At 69.4% G+C, this 16,834-nt stretch carries 15 protein-coding genes and 1 tRNA gene; 13 read left to right on the top strand and 3 right to left on the bottom strand.

Annotated elements, in window-relative coordinates:
* Window positions 1-26 precede the first annotated feature (26 nt).
* Entirely contained in the window at window positions 27-740 is a 714-nt protein-coding gene (locus tag ABSY19_RS19000; RefSeq protein ID WP_291120718.1) for a DsbC family protein, read from the top strand.
* Window positions 737-2,548: a M61 family metallopeptidase gene (locus ABSY19_RS18995; protein ID WP_382154722.1), complete on the top strand. Its 1,812-nt coding sequence runs from the start codon at window positions 737-739 to the stop codon at window positions 2,546-2,548. The genes ABSY19_RS19000 and ABSY19_RS18995 overlap by 4 nt, the downstream gene beginning before the upstream one ends.
* Here ABSY19_RS18995 and paaK read toward each other — a convergent pair.
* From paaK to ABSY19_RS18980, 3 genes are read right to left on the bottom strand one after another with little or no spacing between them, the layout of a single operon-like run.
* Entirely contained in the window at window positions 2,545-3,840 is a 1,296-nt protein-coding gene (gene paaK / locus ABSY19_RS18990) for a phenylacetate--CoA ligase PaaK (RefSeq protein WP_382154719.1), read from the bottom strand. The genes ABSY19_RS18995 and paaK overlap by 4 nt on opposite strands.
* The gene (gene paaI, locus ABSY19_RS18985) at window positions 3,837-4,277 is read right to left on the bottom strand and encodes a hydroxyphenylacetyl-CoA thioesterase PaaI (RefSeq protein ID WP_382154716.1); all 441 of its coding nucleotides are present in this window, start codon (window positions 4,275-4,277) and stop codon (window positions 3,837-3,839) included. The genes paaK and paaI overlap by 4 nt, the downstream gene beginning before the upstream one ends.
* Before the next feature lie 2 nt (window positions 4,278-4,279).
* Entirely contained in the window at window positions 4,280-5,077 is a 798-nt protein-coding gene (locus tag ABSY19_RS18980; protein ID WP_382154713.1) for an enoyl-CoA hydratase-related protein, read from the bottom strand.
* 144 nt (window positions 5,078-5,221) lie between these two features.
* On the opposite strand from ABSY19_RS18980, the gene ABSY19_RS18975 reads away from it, so the two are divergent.
* From ABSY19_RS18975 to mdoH, 11 genes are all read left to right on the top strand, one after another.
* Window positions 5,222-6,010: an enoyl-CoA hydratase gene (locus ABSY19_RS18975; RefSeq protein WP_382154710.1), complete on the top strand. Its 789-nt coding sequence runs from the start codon at window positions 5,222-5,224 to the stop codon at window positions 6,008-6,010.
* A 37-nt stretch (window positions 6,011-6,047) separates the two neighbouring features.
* Window positions 6,048-6,124 (top strand) — tRNA-Met (locus tag ABSY19_RS18970).
* A gap of 177 nt (window positions 6,125-6,301) precedes the next feature.
* Entirely contained in the window at window positions 6,302-6,862 is a 561-nt protein-coding gene (locus ABSY19_RS18965) for a YaeQ family protein (RefSeq protein WP_291120512.1), read from the top strand.
* Between the two features lie 18 nt (window positions 6,863-6,880).
* Window positions 6,881-7,525, top strand: a complete 645-nt coding sequence (locus ABSY19_RS18960; RefSeq protein ID WP_382154707.1) for a class I SAM-dependent methyltransferase — start codon at window positions 6,881-6,883, stop codon at window positions 7,523-7,525.
* Between the two features lie 37 nt (window positions 7,526-7,562).
* Window positions 7,563-7,997 (top strand): hypothetical protein, encoded by a 435-nt coding sequence (locus tag ABSY19_RS18955; RefSeq protein ID WP_382154704.1) that lies wholly within the window; start codon window positions 7,563-7,565, stop codon window positions 7,995-7,997.
* Window positions 7,998-8,088: 91 nt separating this feature from the next.
* Window positions 8,089-9,513 (top strand): tRNA (N6-isopentenyl adenosine(37)-C2)-methylthiotransferase MiaB, encoded by a 1,425-nt coding sequence (gene miaB / locus ABSY19_RS18950; RefSeq protein ID WP_382154701.1) that lies wholly within the window; start codon window positions 8,089-8,091, stop codon window positions 9,511-9,513.
* 10 nt (window positions 9,514-9,523) lie between these two features.
* Window positions 9,524-10,942, top strand: a complete 1,419-nt coding sequence (locus ABSY19_RS18945) for an ATP-binding protein (protein ID WP_382154698.1) — start codon at window positions 9,524-9,526, stop codon at window positions 10,940-10,942.
* Window positions 10,932-11,615 carry a hypothetical protein gene (locus ABSY19_RS18940; protein ID WP_382154695.1) on the top strand — a complete coding sequence of 228 codons (684 nt, stop codon included), beginning with the start codon at window positions 10,932-10,934 and terminating at the stop codon, window positions 11,613-11,615. Before ABSY19_RS18945 ends, ABSY19_RS18940 begins: the two co-directional genes overlap by 11 nt.
* Entirely contained in the window at window positions 11,612-13,021 is a 1,410-nt protein-coding gene (locus ABSY19_RS18935; RefSeq protein ID WP_382154692.1) for a sigma 54-interacting transcriptional regulator, read from the top strand. The genes ABSY19_RS18940 and ABSY19_RS18935 overlap by 4 nt, the downstream gene beginning before the upstream one ends.
* Before the next feature lie 190 nt (window positions 13,022-13,211).
* Window positions 13,212-14,783 carry a glucan biosynthesis protein G gene (locus tag ABSY19_RS18930; protein WP_382154689.1) on the top strand — a complete coding sequence of 524 codons (1,572 nt, stop codon included), beginning with the start codon at window positions 13,212-13,214 and terminating at the stop codon, window positions 14,781-14,783.
* A 50-nt stretch (window positions 14,784-14,833) separates the two neighbouring features.
* On the top strand, window positions 14,834-16,804 hold the full coding sequence (gene mdoH, locus ABSY19_RS18925; protein WP_382154686.1) for a glucans biosynthesis glucosyltransferase MdoH: 1,971 nt from the start codon (window positions 14,834-14,836) through the stop codon (window positions 16,802-16,804).
* The last annotated feature ends 30 nt before the right edge of the window (window positions 16,805-16,834 follow it).

The raw sequence follows: 16,834 nt of genomic DNA, 5'->3' as shown, positions 1-16,834 counted from the left end.
CCCGCACGCCCTCCAAGGCTCCCACGATGAAACTCTTCAAATCCCTCCTGATCGCGGCCTTGGCTGCCCTGTCGATGGCCGCCATCGCCCAGGAAGCCACCATCCGCAAGAACCTCGCCGAGCGCCTGCCCAACCTGCCGGCCATCGACGAGGTCAGCAAGACGCCCATGCCGGGCATCTACGAGGTGCGCGTCAACCAGAGCGAGCTGTTCTACACCGACGCCGAAGGCAACTACCTGATCCAGGGTTCGATGATCGACACCAAGGCCCGCGTGGACCTGACCGAGCAGCGCATGGACAAGCTCACCGCCATCGCCTTCAAGGACCTGCCGCTGAAAGACGCCTTCACCATCGTGCGCGGCAATGGCAAGCGCAAGCTGGCGGTGTTCGAGGACCCCAACTGCGGCTATTGCAAGCGCTTCGAGCGCGACCTGATGAAGATCGACAACGTGACGGTGCACGTGTTCCTGTACCCGATCCTGAGCGCCGACTCGGGCGAGAAGTCGCGCAACATCTGGTGCGCCAAGGACAAGGGCAAGACCTTCATCGACTGGATGGTGCGCGACGTGACCCCACCTTCGGCGACTTGTGACGCGGCCGCCGTGGCGCGCAACTTCGAGTTCGGCAAGAAGGCCCGCATCACCGGCACCCCGACCATCATCTTCGCCAACGGCACGCGCGTGCCCGGCGCCATCGGCGCCGAGCAGATCGAGAAACAGCTCGCGGAAGCCAAGCCTTGAGCACCCGCGCCAGGGCGGCCAAGGCCGCGCGCAACGCGGACGTGCGCTACACCGTCTCGGTGCTCAGCGCGCACGCCCACCTGTTCGCCGTGACGCTGCGCATCGAGCGGCCCGCGAAGAACCAGCGCGTGGCCCTGCCGGTGTGGATACCGGGCAGCTACCTGGTGCGCGAGTTCTCGCAGAACCTGCAACAACTGCGCGCCTGGCAGAACGGGCAACCCGTCGCCCTCAGGCAGCTCGACAAACACCGCTGGCAGGCCCAGGCCGAGGCCGGCGAGCCGCTGGAGCTGCGGTATGAGGTGTATGCCTTCGACGCCTCGGTGCGCACCGCCTTCCTCGACGCCTCGCGCGGTTTCTTCAACGCCACCAGCCTGTGCCTGCGCGTGCTCGGCCAGGAGGACACGCCGCACGCGCTCGAACTCGTGGGTGGCGAGGCCACCGCCGGCTGGCAGGTCGCCACCGGCCTGACGCCGCAGACCGTGGACGCCCAGGGCTTCGGCCACTACCTCGCCGAGGGTTACGACGAGCTCGCCGACTGCCCGGTGGAAATGGGCCGCTTCTGGAGCGCCAGCTTCACCGCCGGCGGGGTGGAGCACCGCTTCGTGGTGGCCGGCGCGGGCGAGTGGATGGATGGCGAACGCCTGATCGAAGACACCCGCAAGATCTGCGAGACGCAGATCGCCTTCTGGCACGGCCAGCAGCCCCCGCCTTTCTCGCGCTACGTGTTCATGCTGTACGCCAGCGCCGACGGCTACGGCGGCCTGGAGCACCGCAACTCCACCGCGCTGATCTGCCAGCGCGCCGATCTGCCACGCGCGCCCGCGCCGGGCGAAAAGCCCGCCGCCCTCAAGGCCACGGACGGCTACACCACGCTGCTGGGCCTGATCAGCCACGAGTACTTCCACACCTGGAACGTCAAGCGCCTGCGCCCGGCCGAGTTCGCGCGCTACGACTACGACAGCGAGAACCACACCGAGCTGCTCTGGTTCTTCGAAGGCTTCACCAGCTACTACGACGATCTCATGCTGCGCCGCGCCGGGCTGATCGACGACGCGACCTACCTGCAGCTGGTGGCCAAGACCCTCAACCAGGTGCAGCAGACGCCGGGCCGGCTGGTGCAGACCGTCGCCGAGGCCAGCTTCGACGCCTGGGTGAAGTACTACCGCATGAACGAGAACACGCCCAACGCGACGGTGAGCTACTACACCAAGGGCTCGCTGGTGGCGCTGTGCCTGGACCTCACGCTGCGCGCCGAAGGCCACGGTTCGCTCGACGCGGTGATGCGCGAACTCTGGCAGCGCTGCGAAGGCGGCCCGATGCGCGAGGCCGACGTGCTGCGCGCGCTCAAGCGCCTGGGCCAGCGCAGCTACGAAGGCGAGATCGCGGCCTGGGTGCACAGCACCGACGAGCTGCCCCTGCCCTCGCTGCTGCAGGACCATGGCGTGAAGGTGGCGCACGACAAGGCGCCGCTGGCGCAGCAACTCGGCCTGCGCGTGAGCGAGACCGGGGGCGGCGTGGTGCTCAAGACCGTGCTGCGCGGTGGCGCTGCCGAGGCCGCCGGCATGGCCGCGAACGACGAGTGGCTGGGCTTGGAGTTCGCGCCCGCGCAGCGCGGCGGCGAGGCCGAGGCCTGGCGCCTCCACAAGCTCGACGAACTGCCGCCCCTGCGCGCGCGGCGCGCCAAGCTGACCGCGCTGGTCTCGCGCGACAAGCGCCTGCTGCGCCTGCCGCTGGACTGGCCCACCGAGTCCTTCACCGTGCGGCTGGCGGTGGACGACGCGCCCAAGCTCGCCAGCTGGCTGAGCTAGCGCCCTCGCTGATCCAGAACGCGCTTGGCCTTGCCCTGGCTGCGCTCCACGCCGCCCTCGGGCTTCAACTGCACCATCACGCTGCTGCCCACGAACACCTTGATGTCGTGCTGCAGCAGGCGCGCGGCCCCTTGGGCCTCCTCGCTGTCCGGTGACAGACCCGAGCGCGTCTCCACCACCACGGTGAGGTCGTCCATCGGCCCCTGGCGCGTGAGCACGCACTGGTAGTGCGCGCTGAGTTCGGCGCGCTTGAGGATGAGCTCCTCGATCTGCGTGGGAAACACGTTGACGCCGCGCACGATCATCATGTCGTCGCTGCGGCCGGTGATCTTTTCCATGCGGCGCATGAGGCGCGCCGTGCCGGGCAGCAGGCGCGTGAGGTCGCGCGTGCGGTAGCGGATGATGGGCAGCGCCTCCTTGGTCAGGCTGGTGAACACCAGCTCGCCCAGCTCGCCATCGGGCACCGGCTCGCCGGTGTCGGGGTCGATGATCTCGGGGTAGAAGTGGTCTTCCCAGATCGTCGGGCCGTCCTTGGTTTCCACGCACTCGTTGGCCACGCCGGGCCCCATCACCTCGGACAGGCCGTAGATGTCCACCGCGTCGATGCCCATGCGCTGCTCGATCGCCAGCCGCATGTCGTTGGTCCAGGGCTCGGCGCCGAAGATGCCCAGGCGCAGGCTGCTCTCGCGCGGGTCCACGCCCTGGCGTTCGAACTCGTCGGCGATCGCCAGCATGTAGCTCGGCGTGACCATGATGATGTCGGGCCGGAAGTCCTGGATCAGCTGCACCTGCCGCTCGGTCTGGCCGCCGCCGAAAGGCACCACCGTGAGCCCCAGCTTCTCGGCGCCGTAGTGCGCGCCCAGGCCGCCAGTGAACAGGCCGTAGCCGTAGCTCACGTGCACCAGATCACCCGGGCGGGCGCCGCTGGCGCGGATGCTGCGCGCCATCACCGTGGCCCAGGTGTCGATGTCCTTGAGCGTGTAGCCCACCACCGTCGGCTTGCCGGTGGTGCCGCTGCTGGCGTGGATGCGCGCGCATTGTTCGCGCGGCACCGCGAACATGCCGAAGGGGTAGCTGTCGCGCAGGTCCTTCTTGGTGGTGAAGGGGAACTTCGCCAGGTCGGCCAGGCTGCGGCAGTCGTCCGGATGCACACCGGCCGCATCGAACTTCGCGCGGTACACCGGCGAGTTCTGGTACGCGTGGCGCAGCGTGGCCTGCAGGCGTTTGAGCTGCAGCGAACGCAGTTCGTCGATGCCGGCTTTTTCGATCGGTTCGAGGGGAAAGGTCTTCATGGCTGCTTGTCCTCGGGAAACACGGTGCCGGCGATCACGGCGCTCTTGCCGCGGAACATCGCGACCACTTCGCCGCGCTGGTTGCTCACCCGCATGTCGTAGATGCCGTGGCGGCCCGACAGCGTCTGTTCGATGCCTTCGCAGGTGAGCACGTCGCCCGCGTGCGCGGGCCGCAGGAACTCGATGCCGCAGCCGGCCGCCACGGCATTCCTGTTGTGGCTGTTGCAGGCAAAGGCGAAGGTGGAATCGGCCAGCGTGAAGATGAAACCACCGTGGCAGATCTGGTGGCCGTTGAGGTGCAACGGCCGCACGGCCATGCGCATCACGGCGCGGCCGGGTTCGCAGGCCAGCAACTCCATGCCCATGGTGTCCTTGCTCGCGGTGTCCACCGCGAACATGGTCTCGCCCACCTTGCGGGCCTTGTCTTCGGGGCTCATCCTCATTCGCCCTTGAACTGCGCCGGGCGCTTTTCGCGGAACGCCATCACGCCTTCGATGTAGTCGTGCGTGCGGCCCAGGGCCGACTGGGTGTCGCGCTCCACGTCCAGCTGCTGGTCCAGCGTGCGTGTGCCGGCATCGCGCAGCAGGCCGCGCGTGGCCACCAGGGCCTTGGTGGGCATGGTGGCCAGGCGCGCGGCCAGGGCCAGTGCCGCGCCCACGCAGTCGTCGGACACGTCCCAGACCAGGCCCCATTCCTTGGCCTGCGTGGCCGGCAGCTTGTCGCCCGTCAGGGCCAGGGCCATGGCGCGCGCCAGGCCCAGGCGCTCGACCAGGAACCAGCTGCCACCAGCGTCCGGTATCAAGCCGATCTTGCTGAAGGCCTGGATGAAGCTCGCGCCGGTGGCGGCGATGGCGATGTCGCAGGTCATGGCCAGCGAGGCGCCCGCGCCCGCCGCGACGCCGTTGACGGCCGCGATGGTGGGCATGCGCAGCCCTTGCAGGCGGCGCGCCGTGGGGTTGAAGGCCTGCTCGATCACCGGGCCGGGGTCGGCGCGCTTCACCAGATCGGGGCCGGGCTCGAAGTCGAATTCGGCCAGGTCGGCGCCGGCGCAGAAACCGCGCCCGGCGCCGGTGAGCACCAGCGCGCGCACCGCCGGGTTGGCCTCGGCCTGGTCCAGCGCGGCCCACAGCTCGCGGTGCATCTGGCGGGTGAAGCTGTTCAGGGCTTCGGGGCGGTTGAGCGTGACCAGGGCCACGGCCCCGCGCTCTTCATACACCACGGTGGCGTTGTTGCTCATGTCGGTGGGTCTCCTGCTGTTGTCGTTGGCCGATGGATCGCAATTTACCATTAACCAACCAATCGGTCGGCTAATGTTTTCCCGGAGGGCGGGCCCGATATAGTGGTGGGCTTTCAACCCGACGCCATTGCCCGAGGAGACACCATGACCGCCGCCACCCCACCCGAATGCATCACCATGCGCACCGAAGGCCGCGTGGGCATCGTCACGCTCAACCGGCCCAAGCAGCTCAACGCGCTCAACAACCAGCTCATGGACGAGCTGGGCGCGGCGCTCAAGGCCTTCGACGCGGACGAGGGCATCGGCTGCATGGTCATCACCGGCAGCGAAAAGGCCTTCGCGGCCGGCGCCGACATCGGCGCCATGGCCACCTACACCTTCGCCGACGTCTACAACGGCGACTACATCACGCGCAACTGGGAAACCATCCGCGGCATCCGCAAGCCGGTGATCGCGGCCGTGAGCGGCTTCGCGCTGGGCGGCGGCTGCGAACTCGCCATGATGTGCGACTTCATCATCGCGGCCGACAACGCCAAGTTCGGCCAGCCCGAGATCAAGCTGGGCATCATCCCCGGCGCGGGCGGCACGCAGCGCCTGCCGCGCGCCGTGGGCAAGGCCAAGACCATGGACATGGTGCTCACCAGCCGCATGATGGACGCCACCGAGGCCGAGCGCGCCGGCCTGGTCAGCCGCGTCGTGCCGCTGGACAAGCTGATGGACGAGGCCCTGGGCGCCGCGCTGGTGATCTGCGGCCTCTCGCTGCCCAGCGTGATGGCGGCCAAGGAAGCGGTGAACCGCTCGTTCGAGGGCACGCTGTCGGACGGCGTGATGTTCGAGCGCCGCCTGTTCCACGCGATGTTCGCCACCGAAGACCAGAAGGAAGGCATGGACGCCTTCGTCAACAAACGCAAGCCGGCTTTCCAGCACCGCTGAGCCGCCCAAAAAAACTGTCTATAATGCGCGCTTCGCTGGCGATATAGCTCAGTTGGTTAGAGCGCAGCATTCATAATGCTGATGTCGGTGGTTCAAGTCCACCTATCGCCACCAGCATCTCAAAAAGCGGGTTCCGGCAACGGGGCCCGCTTTTTTCATTTCAATCCATTTGCGCGGCGCAACGCATGTGGCGGTGCCAGCCAGAGACACCGAGGGTCCGGCTGTGCCGGCCCGAAGTGTCGCCCCCTAGAGGGGGGTGGCGCCGAAGGCGACGCGGGGGGTGTTTCTCACATGGCAATCAAATCCACCATCTTCAAGGCGAACCTGCAGATCGCCGACATCGACCACGGCTACTACGCCGACCACGCGCTCACCCTGGCCCGCCATCCCAGCGAGACCGACGAGCGCATGATGGTCCGGCTGGTGGCGATGGCGCTGCACGCGCACGAGCTGCAGGACACCTGCCGGGGCGACGGCACACTGGCTTTCGGCGCCGGCCTCTCCGACCCGGACGATCCGGACGTCTCGCTGACCGATTTCACCGGCCGCAAGCGCCTGTGGATCGAGGTCGGCCAGCCGGAAGACAAGCCGCTGGCCAAGGCCTGCAGCAAGGCCGACGCGGTGGTCGTCTACGCCTTCGGCAGCGCGGCCGACGTGTGGTGGCGCGGCATCGAGGGCAAACTCACGCGGCTCGACCGCCTGCAGGCCTGGCGCCTGCCGACCGAGGTGGCGCCCGCGCTGGCCCAGCTCGCCGAGCGCAGCATGCAGCTGCAGGCCACGGTGCAGGAAGGCGCGCTCACGCTCTCCAGCGAGCGCGGCAGCGTGCACATCGAGCCGGTGCGCTGGAAGTAGCCGGCCGGCCTTCGCGCCATGCGCTGCCCCGTCTGCGAAAGCCTTGAGGGCCGGGCGTTCCAGGTCGTCGGCGAGCGCGCCTATGGCCGCTGCGGACGCTGCGAGGCCACCTTTCTATTCCCCGAACACCGGCCCTCGCCCGAGGCCGAACGCGCCGAGTACGAACTGCACCGCAACACCGGCGACGACGCGGGCTACCGCGCCTTCCTGGCCCAGGTGGCCACACCGCTGCTGCAGCGCCTGGCGCCCGGGTGCAGCGGGCTCGACTACGGCTGCGGCCCCGGCCCGGTGCTGGCCGACCTGCTGCGCGAGGCCGGCCACACGGTGGCCCTGTACGACCCGTTCTTCCACCCCGACACCGGCGCACTGGCCACCCCCCACGACTTCATCACCTGCACCGAGGTGGCCGAGCACTTCCACGATCCCGCCGCCGAGTTCCGCCGCCTGGACGCGCTGCTGCATCCGGGTGGCTGGCTGGCACTGATGACGCGCTTCCAGACCGACGACGCGCGCTTCGCGCAGTGGCACTACCGCCGCGACCCGACCCATGTGGTGTTCTACCGCGAGGCCACGCTGCGCTGGCTGGCGCGCCACCATGGCTGGCACTGCGAAGTGCCTGGCGCCAACGTGGTCCTGATGCAGAAGCGCCCCGCCCCCGCGTGAGACAATCGCCCCTCCCCACAGCCTCTGGACACATACCATGAACCGCTGCCGACCCGCCCTCGTGGCCACCCTCGCCGGCTTGAGCACCGCGCTCGCCGCCACCCTCCTCCTGATCCCCGCCAGCGCCGCCCACGCGCAGGCCGTGCAACGCGAGTTCCCGGCCAAGGCACTGCGCGGCACCATGGTGGTGGTGCAACCGCCGCTGGTGGCCATGGACGACCGCGCCACGCGCTTCGCACCGGGCGCGCGCATCCTCGACAGCACCAACAAGCTGGTGATGTCCTCCACCCTGCTCAACCAGGAACTGGTGGTGAACTACACCCTCGACCAGCGCGGCCAGGTCCACCAGGTGTGGCTGCTGACCGAGGCCGAAGCGAAGGTCAAGCGCCCGGGCTACGGCACGCAGCGCAACTTCGTCTTCGAGTCGCAACAGACCCTGCCCGCTGGCGCGCCGGCCCGCACCACGAACTGAGTCCCCCGGCGCCTGCCGCGGTCACCATGGCCGCGGCCCCGCCCATGGCGCGCGCCCGCGGCGCGGCGCCCTTTCCCGAACGGAATTCCCCATGAGCAAAAAAGTCTTCATCAAAACCTTCGGCTGCCAGATGAACGAGTACGACTCGGACAAGATGGCCGACGTGCTGGGCGCCGCGCAAGGCTACGAGCCCACGCAGGACGTGGAAGAGGCCGACCTGATCCTCTTCAACACCTGCTCGGTGCGCGAGAAGGCGCAAGAGAAGGTGTTCAGCGACCTCGGCCGCGTCAAGCACCTCAAGGAAAAGGGCGTGCTGATCGGCGTCGGCGGCTGCGTGGCCAGCCAGGAAGGCGCCGAGATCATCAAGCGCGCGCCTTATGTGGACGTGGTGTTCGGCCCGCAGACCCTGCACCGCCTGCCCGAGCTGCTCAACCAGCGCGCGCGCCAGGCGCTGCCGCAGGTGGACATCAGCTTCCCCGAGATCGAGAAGTTCGACCACCTGCCGCCGGCCAAGGTCGAGGGTGCCTCGGCCTTCGTGTCCATCATGGAAGGCTGCTCCAAGTACTGCAGCTACTGTGTCGTGCCCTACACGCGCGGCGAAGAGGTCAGCCGCCCGTTCGACGACGTGTTGGTGGAGGTCGCGGGCCTGGCCGACCAGGGCGTGAAGGAAGTGACCCTGCTGGGCCAGAACGTGAACGCCTACCGCGGTGCGATGGGCGAGACCAGCGAGATCGCCGACTTCGCCCTGCTGCTGGAGTACGTGGCCGAGATCCCCGGCATCGAGCGCATCCGCTACACCACCAGCCACCCCAACGAGTTCACGCCGCGCCTGATCGAGGCCTACGGCAAGATCCCGCAGCTGGTGAACCACCTGCACCTGCCGGTGCAGCACGGCAGCGACCGCATCCTGATGGCGATGAAGCGCGGCTACACCGCCATGGAATACAAGAGCACCGTCCGCAAGCTGCGCGCGATCCGGCCCGAGCTGGCCATGAGCAGCGACTTCATCGTCGGCTTCCCCGGCGAGACCGAGGACGACTTCCAGAAGATGATGAGGCTCATCACCGACGTGGGTTTCGACACCAGCTTCAGCTTCATCTTCAGCCCGCGCCCCGGCACGCCGGCGGCCAACCTCACCGACGACACGCCGCACGAGGTCAAGCTGCAGCGGCTGCAGCACCTGCAGGCCGTCGTCGAGGAGAACGTGCGGCGCATCAGCGCCAGCCGCGAGGGCACGGTGCAGCGCATCCTGGTGGAAGGCCGCTCGCGCCGCCCCGGCAAGCACGGCGAGATCGAGCTGATGGGCCGCACCGAATGCAACCGCATCGTCAACTTCGACGGTGGCCCGCGGGCCGAGCGCCTGATTGGCCAGATGCTCGACGTGCGCATCACCGAGGCCCGCCCGCATTCGCTGCGCGGCAGTCTGGAAATCACCCCCGCCGCGCTGCGCGCGACCCCCTCGATGGGGCAACACCTGCCGCCCGGCAAAGCCGGTTCCGCGGTGTTTCTGGATTGAGCACCCCTCGGTGAAACCGCTGCGCTTCTCCTTCCAGCAGCTGCTGCTGGTCGCCTTCCTGCTGATCGGGGCGCTGCTCGGCGTGGCGGCGGTGCGCGCGCTGTTCTCGCTCGAAACCCTGATGGCGCAGAGCCGCGAGAGCGCGGCGCAGGCGATCGCGCTGTCGACCGCCGCGCAGTCGCTCTCCGAGCGCAGCCTGACCATGGAGCGCGCGGCGCGCCAGTCGCTGGTGCTGCGCGACCGGCAGCTGCGCCAGCGCTTCGACGAAGCCGCCGGCAACGCGCGCGACATCCTGCGCCGGCTCGAGGACAACGAACTGCCGCCCGACTTCGCCACCAACTGGCGCGACCGGCTGGACGCGATCACCGTGCTGCTGGACGGCCCGCCCGAAACCGCGCTGGACCGCGAGCGCGAGGTGGCGCAGGCCTTTCGCGAGATCGACGGCCACAGCGCGTCCATCGCGCAGAAGGTGCAGTCCATCATCACCGGCCGCAACGAGGCCCTGCAGGCCCGCTTCGAGACCAGCCGACAGGAGCTCACGCAGCAGGTGGTGGGCTCCATCGGCATCGCGGCCATCCTGGCGCTGGGCTTCGGCATCTGGCTCGCGCGGCCGTTCAAGCGGCTGGAGAAGGCCATCCAGGGCCTGGGCGAAAACCGGCTCGACGTGCCGATCGACATTCGCGGGCCGTCCGACGTGCGCCGCGTGAGCCAGCAGCTCGAATGGCTGCGCCTGCGGCTGACCGAGCTCGATGCCGACAAGGCTCGTTTCCTGCGCCACATCTCGCACGAACTCAAGACGCCGCTGGCCTCGCTGCACGAAGGCGTGGCGGTGCTGGGCGACGGCGTGGCCGGCGCGCTCAACCCCAGCCAGGCCGAGGTGGTGAACATCCTGCAGCACAACACGCAGCTGCTGCAGCACCAGATCGAGGCGCTGCTGCGCTTCAACGCGGCGGCCTTCGAGGCGCGCCAGCTCAAGCGCGAGCGCACCGACCTGCTGGCGCTGCTCGAGGACCAGGTGGACACCCAGCGCCTGCAATGGCAGGCCCAGTCGCTGAACGTGCGCGTCGAGGGCGTGCCGACGACGATGCCGCTGGACCGCGAGAAGATCGCCTCGGCGGTGGGCAACCTGCTGTCCAACGCGATCCGTTTCTCGCCGCCCGGTGGCCACATCCGCCTGGTGCTGCTGGACCTGCCGGGCCGCGCCTGCATCGACATCGTGGACCAGGGCCCGGGCGTGGCCGAGGCCGACCGCGACCGCATCTTCGAACCCTTCTACCGTGGCGAACGGCAACCGAGCGGCGCCGTGCGCGGCACCGGCATCGGCCTGTCCATCGTGCACGAGTACATTCTGGCCCACGGGGGCCGCATCACCCTGCTGCCCCAGCGCCAGGGTGCCCACTTCCGCATCGAACTGCCCCATGCCCATTAGCCCATCCCACCCCACCCACGCAGGGCGCCTCACCGGCCTGGTCGCCGCGCTGGCCCTGTCGCAGGCCGCCTGCGGCACGGCGCCGACCGCGCCCGAGACCGGCGGCAACGGCACGGTGACCATCCAGATGACCAACCCCACGGTCACCGTGGCCACCGCGCCGCCCCTGGTGACGCCGGTGACGGCCCCGCCCTCGCAACCCCCCATGGTGCTCAGCGGTGACACGACCCCGGTGCCCGACGTGGTCACGGCCCTGCTGAGCTACGCCGACCGCTTGCACGCGCTCAGCCCCGCCGACCTCGCCGCCGAGATCGTGGTGCAGGGCGACCCCGGCAACGTGGCGCTGCGCCAGATGCAGCTGGCCCTGGCGCTGACCCACCTGCGCCAGCCGGCCGACACCGCGCGCGCGCTCGGTCTGTTCCAACGCGTGATCGCCCACCCCGGCCCCGAGAGCCTGCCGCTCAAACCGCTCGCCCGGCTGCTGGCCAACCGCCTGCTGGACCAGCGCAAGCTGGAGGAAACCACGGACCGCCAGGCCCAGCAGTTGCGCGACAGCCAGCGCCGCATCGACCAGCTCAACGAACGGCTGGAAGCCATGCGCGCCATCGAGCGCAGCCTCACCACGCGCCCACCGGCCGCCGCGCCCAACGGCGCGCGCCCCACCACGCCATGAACGCCAGCCCCGAGCGGCCTTCGGCGCCGCGCGCACGGCTGCTGGTCGTCGACGACGACGCCGACATGCTGCGCCTGCTGGCCATGCGCCTGGGCGCGGCGGGCTACCAGGTGACCTCGGTCGGCTCGGCCGAGGCCGCGCTCAGCCAGCTCGACATCGAACGGCCCCAGCTGGTGCTCTCCGACGTGCGCCTGCCCGGGCGCGACGGCCTGGCGCTGTTCGACGAGATCCGCGCGCGCCACCCCTCGCTGCCGGTGATCCTGCTGACCGCGCACGGCACCATCCCCGATGCGGTGGAGGCCACGGCGCGTGGCGTCTTCACCTACCTCACCAAGCCCTACGACGCCAAGGAACTGCTCGAGAAGATCGCGCAGGCCCTGGCCCTGGGCGCGCCCGCGCACCAGAACACCCACGTGGACGAGGCCTGGCGCAGCGAGATCGTGAGCCGCTCCAACCGCATGGCCGACCTGCTGGCCGAGGCGCGCATGGTCGCGCAGTCCGACGCCAGCGTGCTGCTGCGCGGCGACTCGGGCACCGGCAAGGAAATGCTGGCGCGCGCCATCCACAAGGCCAGCGCGCGCGCCAACCGCCCCTTCATCGCGGTGAACTGCGGCGCGATCCCCGAGGCCCTGCTCGAATCCGAGCTGTTCGGCCACATGAAAGGCGCGTTCACCGACGCCGTGGCCAACCACAAGGGCCTGTTCCAGGCGGCCGACGGCGGCACGCTGCTGCTCGACGAGATCGGGGACATGCCGCCGGCCCTGCAGGTCAAGCTGCTGCGCGTGCTGCAGGAGCGCGCGGTGCGCCCGCTGGGCTCGAGCCAGTCGCTGCCGGTGGACGTGCGCATCATCTCGGCCACCCACCGCGACCTGGAAGACGCGATGGCCGCCGGCCAGTTCCGCGAGGACCTGTACTACCGGCTCAACGTGGTCACGCTCACGCTGCCCACCCTGGCCGAGCGGCGCGAGGACATCGCCCTGCTGGCCAACCACTTCCTCGCCCGGCTCGCGGCCAAATACGGCAAGCGCAGCTCGGGTTTCGCGCCCGAGGCGCTCAAGGCGCTCACCCTGGCGGCCTGGCCCGGCAACGTGCGCCAGCTCTACAACGTGGTCGAGCAGGTCTGCGCCCTGTCGACCACGCCGCTGGTCTCGCTCGCGCTGGTGCAGCGCGCGCTGCGCACGCCGTCGATCGAGGTGCTCAGCTTCGCCGACGCCAAGCAGCGCTTCGAGCGCGAGTACCTGGTGGACTTGCTCAAGATGACCGACGGCAACGTGGCCGACGCGGCCCGCCTGGCGCAGCGCAACCGCACCGAGTTCTACCGCCTGCTGCAGAAACACGCCCTCACCCCGGGGCTGTTCAAAAGCGATGCGCCGGGCGCCGCCAGCGACGCTGTCGCCGATGAGTGACAAGGCCAAGCCCTTGTTTTTGCTGGTTTTTTTCTGAACGAAGACCCAGCCTGTCGCCATTCGGCGACAAAAACGGGGCTTGAAACGCCCGCCAGCGCGGCGAAACGCCGAAAACACATCTGGATACTGAAAAAGTCGTTGATCTGATTGGGTTTTTTCGGGTTGGCACAGGGTTTGCCCTTATACCGGCATGCCCTTCACGATTCGCCCGTTTTTCACCACCCGCCGCCTGCGCGGCTGGGGCGTGCTCGGCGCCCTGCTGGCCTCGTTCTGCGGGGCGTCGGCCCATGCGCAGCGTGTGGACTGGGACCAGATCACCCAGCTCGCCAAGGCGCGTGCCCAGCAGCCCTATCAGGCAAACAGCGACAAGCTGCCCGCCGAGCTCGCCACCATCACCTACGACCAGCTGCGCGACATCCGGTTCAAGACCGACCAGTCCGTCTGGCGCGCGCAGAACCTGCCCTTCGAAGCCCAGTTTTTCCACCTCGGCCTGTACCAGACCGAGCCGGTGCGCATCCACGAACTGACGGCCGACGGCACGGTGAACCACCTGCCCTACCGGGGCGCCGATTTCGACTACGGCAAGAACACCTTCGACACCAGCCGCTGGGGCGACCTGGGCCACGCGGGCTTTCGCCTGCACTACCCGCTCAACGGCCAGGCCTACAAGGACGAGCTGATCGTGTTCCAGGGCGCGAGCTACTTCCGCGCGCTGGGCGCAGGCCAGCAGTACGGCCTGTCGGCGCGCGGCCTGGCGATCGACACCGTGGGCGGCAGCGGCGAGGAGTTCCCACGCTTCTCCGAGTTCTGGCTGCAGCGCCCCGCCGCGGGCGCGACCGAGGTCACCGTGTTCGCGCTGCTCGAGTCGCCGCGCGCCACCGGCGCCTACCGCTTCGTGATCCGCCCCGGCCAGCAGACCACCACCACGGTGACCACGCGCGTGTTCCTGCGCGCCGGCGCCGGCCCGGTGAACACCCTGGGCATCGCCCCGCTCACCAGCATGTTCCTCTCGGGCGAGAACCAGCCCATGCCCGGCGACTTCCGCCCCGAGGTGCACGACTCCGACGGCCTGATGATGGTCAGCGGCGAAGGCGAGTGGCTGTGGCGCCCGCTGCAGCGCCCCAAGGCGGTCACGGTCAGCTCCTTCACCCTGCAGAACCCGCGCGGCTTCGGCCTGATGCAGCGCGACCGTGCCTTCGCCAACTACGAAGACGTGGAAGCGCGCTACGAGCGCCGCCCGAGCGCCTGGGTCAAGCCGGTGGGCGACTGGGGCGCGGGCCGTGTGGAGCTGGTGCAGCTGCCCACGCCCGATGAGACGCACGACAACATCGTCGCCTACTGGGTGCCCGCCCAACTGCCCGCCGCCGGCCAGCCGCTGGAACTGAGCTACGAACTGGCCTGGCAGGGCGACACCCAGCAGCGCCCCCCGTCGAGCTGGGTCACCCAGACCCGCAAGGGCTATGGCTTCACCCGCCTCTCGCCGGCCGAACAGGCGCGCCAGCCGCAGTACGTGATCGATTTCGCCGGCCCCGCGCTGGACAGCCTGCCCGCCGGCGCACCGGTGAAGGCGGTGGTCACGACCAACGCCAATGGCCGCGTGCTCGAAACCCTGGCCTACCCCAATCCCGCCACGCGCACCTGGCGCGTGACCGTGCGCGTCGAGCGCGTGGACCAGACCCAGCCGGTCGAGCTGCGCGCCTTTCTTCAACACCACAACGACACCGTGAGCGAAACATGGACACATCTGCTGCTTCCCGAATGAGCACGGCCCTCCCCAGTTCGCACCCCGGTGCGGCGCCTGAAAGCCTTCCCATGCCCCAGCATGCCCTGACCCAGCTGCGCGAAGAGCGCCACCCCAATTCCGTCACGGCGCCCCCGATCAACCGCGGCTCCATGGTGCCCCGCCCCTGGCGCGGCTTCTGGAACAGCATCGGCACCGCGCTGTTGAGCACGGCCAGCCGCGTGCTGCCCCCGCGCACGCCCGCCGTGGCGTCCGCCGAGGTCGCCGAAGCGCCCATGGCCTGGCAGAGCGCGGCCAACCGCCGCCGTCTCGTGTTCGCCCTGCTCACCGTGGTGAGCACCGCGTTCGCCACCAGCCTGTTCGCCGATGCACAGCCCGAGCACCACAGCGCCTGGCTGCAGTACGGCCAGCTCGCGCTGTTCGGCCTGCTCTCGGCCTGGGTCGTCACCGGCTTCGTGACGGCGCTCATGGGCTTCTGGGTCTCGCTGTTCGGTGACCGCCACACGCTGCGCGCGACCGACGTGAAAGACCACGCCATGAACCCCGAGGCGCGCACGGCGATCATCATGCCGATCTGCAACGAGGACGTGGCCACCGTGTTCGCCGGCCTGCGCGCCACCTGCGAATCGCTCGCCGCCACCGGCCACGCCGGCCAGTTCGACGTGTTCGTGCTCTCCGACAGCTACAACCCCGAGATCGCCCAGGCCGAACGCAAGGCCTGGGAAGACCTGCGCGCCGCGCTGGCCGCCCAGCCGGAGCTGCCGTCGATCGAGGTGTACTACCGCCTGCGCACCCGCCGCACGCACCGCAAGGCCGGCAACGTGGCCGATTTCTGCCGCCGCTGGGGCAAGGACTACCGCTACATGGTGGTGCTCGACGCCGACAGCGTCATGAGCGGCAACTGCCTGGTGTCCATGGTCAAGCTGATGGAAGCCAACCCCCGCGCCGGCATCGTCCAGACCGCCACCCAGGCCATCGGCCACGCCACCCTGCATGCGCGCGCGCAGCAGTTCGGCTCGCGCGTGACCGGGCGCCTGTTCACGCTGGGCATGCAGTTCTGGCAGCTGGGCGAGTCGCACTACTGGGGCCACAACGCGATCATCCGCGTCGAGCCCTTCATGAAGCATTGCGCGCTGGCGCCCATCAAGGGCACGGGCGGCATGTCCGGCGGCATCATGTCGCACGACTTCGTCGAAGCCGCGCTGATGCGCCGTGCCGGCTACCACGTGTGGCTGGTGTCCGACCTGACCGGCAGCTACGAGCAGCAGCCGCCCGACCTGCTGAGCGAACTGCAGCGCGACCGCCGCTGGTGCCAGGGCAACCTGCAGAACTCGCGCCTGATGGCCGAGCCCGGCATCCACCGCGTGCACCGCACCATGTTCGCCATCGGCGCCATGTCCTACCTCTCGGCCCCGCTGTGGCTGGCTTTCCTGTCCATCGGCACCGCGCTGTGGGCGGCCGATTCCAGCGCCATCCCGAGCTGGCAGGCCGTGCCCGAAGAACTGCGCGCGCTGTGGATGTGGACGCTGACCATGCTCTTCATGCCGCGCGTGCTGGGCCTGCTGGCGGTGTTCATGAAGGGCGAGCAGAAGTCCTTCGGTGGCACCGTGGGCCTGCTGGGCAGCTCGGCCGTGGAAACCGTGCTGGCCCTGATGCAGGCGCCGATCCGCATGCTGGCGCACTCGCTGTTCGTGCTGGTGGCGATCACCGGCCTGAGGCTGGAATGGAAGTCGCCTCCGCGCGAAGCGGCCGGCGTGACCTGGCGCGACGCCGTGGCGCGGCTGGCCCCCATGACGCTGGTGATCGGCCTGCTGGCCGTGGGTGTGGCCGCGATCAACGCCAACGCGCTGATCTGGCTGGCACCGGTGGCGATGCCGCTGCTGCTGGCGGTGCCGCTGACCGTGGCGACCAGTCATGTGGACCTGGGTGCCTGGATGCGCTCGCGCGGTGTGCTGCTGATTCCCGAAGAATCGTGGTCACCCGCGGTGCTGCGCCGCGCCTGGCGCCATGCCAGCCGCTTCGGCCTGCCGCACGCGGCCTGACCGGCTCCCCCGTTTCCGTCCAACGCGCCG

This window comes from Hydrogenophaga sp. ANAO-22 (genome assembly GCF_042466645.1).
Lineage (GTDB): Bacteria > Pseudomonadota > Gammaproteobacteria > Burkholderiales > Burkholderiaceae_C > Hydrogenophaga.
Note: the sequence above shows the minus strand (reverse complement) of the source record. Positions and strands in the feature narration are given on the sequence as shown.

Excerpts from the sequence above, each read along its gene's own strand:
- ABSY19_RS18955 (WP_382154704.1), top strand. The coding sequence starts at position 7,563 with ATGAACCGCTGCCGACCCGCCCTCGTGGCCACCCTCGCCGGCTTGAGC.
- paaI (WP_382154716.1), bottom strand. The coding sequence starts at position 4,277 with ATGAGCCCCGAAGACAAGGCCCGCAAGGTGGGCGAGACCATGTTCGCG.
- mdoH (WP_382154686.1), top strand. The coding sequence starts at position 14,834 with ATGCCCCAGCATGCCCTGACCCAGCTGCGCGAAGAGCGCCACCCCAAT.
- ABSY19_RS18965 (WP_291120512.1), top strand. The coding sequence starts at position 6,302 with ATGGCAATCAAATCCACCATCTTCAAGGCGAACCTGCAGATCGCCGAC.
- ABSY19_RS18960 (WP_382154707.1), top strand. The coding sequence starts at position 6,881 with ATGCGCTGCCCCGTCTGCGAAAGCCTTGAGGGCCGGGCGTTCCAGGTC.
- ABSY19_RS18940 (WP_382154695.1), top strand. The coding sequence starts at position 10,932 with ATGCCCATTAGCCCATCCCACCCCACCCACGCAGGGCGCCTCACCGGC.
- miaB (WP_382154701.1), top strand. The coding sequence starts at position 8,089 with ATGAGCAAAAAAGTCTTCATCAAAACCTTCGGCTGCCAGATGAACGAG.
- ABSY19_RS19000 (WP_291120718.1), top strand. The coding sequence starts at position 27 with ATGAAACTCTTCAAATCCCTCCTGATCGCGGCCTTGGCTGCCCTGTCG.
- ABSY19_RS18980 (WP_382154713.1), bottom strand. The coding sequence starts at position 5,077 with ATGAGCAACAACGCCACCGTGGTGTATGAAGAGCGCGGGGCCGTGGCC.
- paaK (WP_382154719.1), bottom strand. The coding sequence starts at position 3,840 with ATGAAGACCTTTCCCCTCGAACCGATCGAAAAAGCCGGCATCGACGAA.
- ABSY19_RS18930 (WP_382154689.1), top strand. The coding sequence starts at position 13,212 with ATGCCCTTCACGATTCGCCCGTTTTTCACCACCCGCCGCCTGCGCGGC.
- ABSY19_RS18975 (WP_382154710.1), top strand. The coding sequence starts at position 5,222 with ATGACCGCCGCCACCCCACCCGAATGCATCACCATGCGCACCGAAGGC.
- ABSY19_RS18935 (WP_382154692.1), top strand. The coding sequence starts at position 11,612 with ATGAACGCCAGCCCCGAGCGGCCTTCGGCGCCGCGCGCACGGCTGCTG.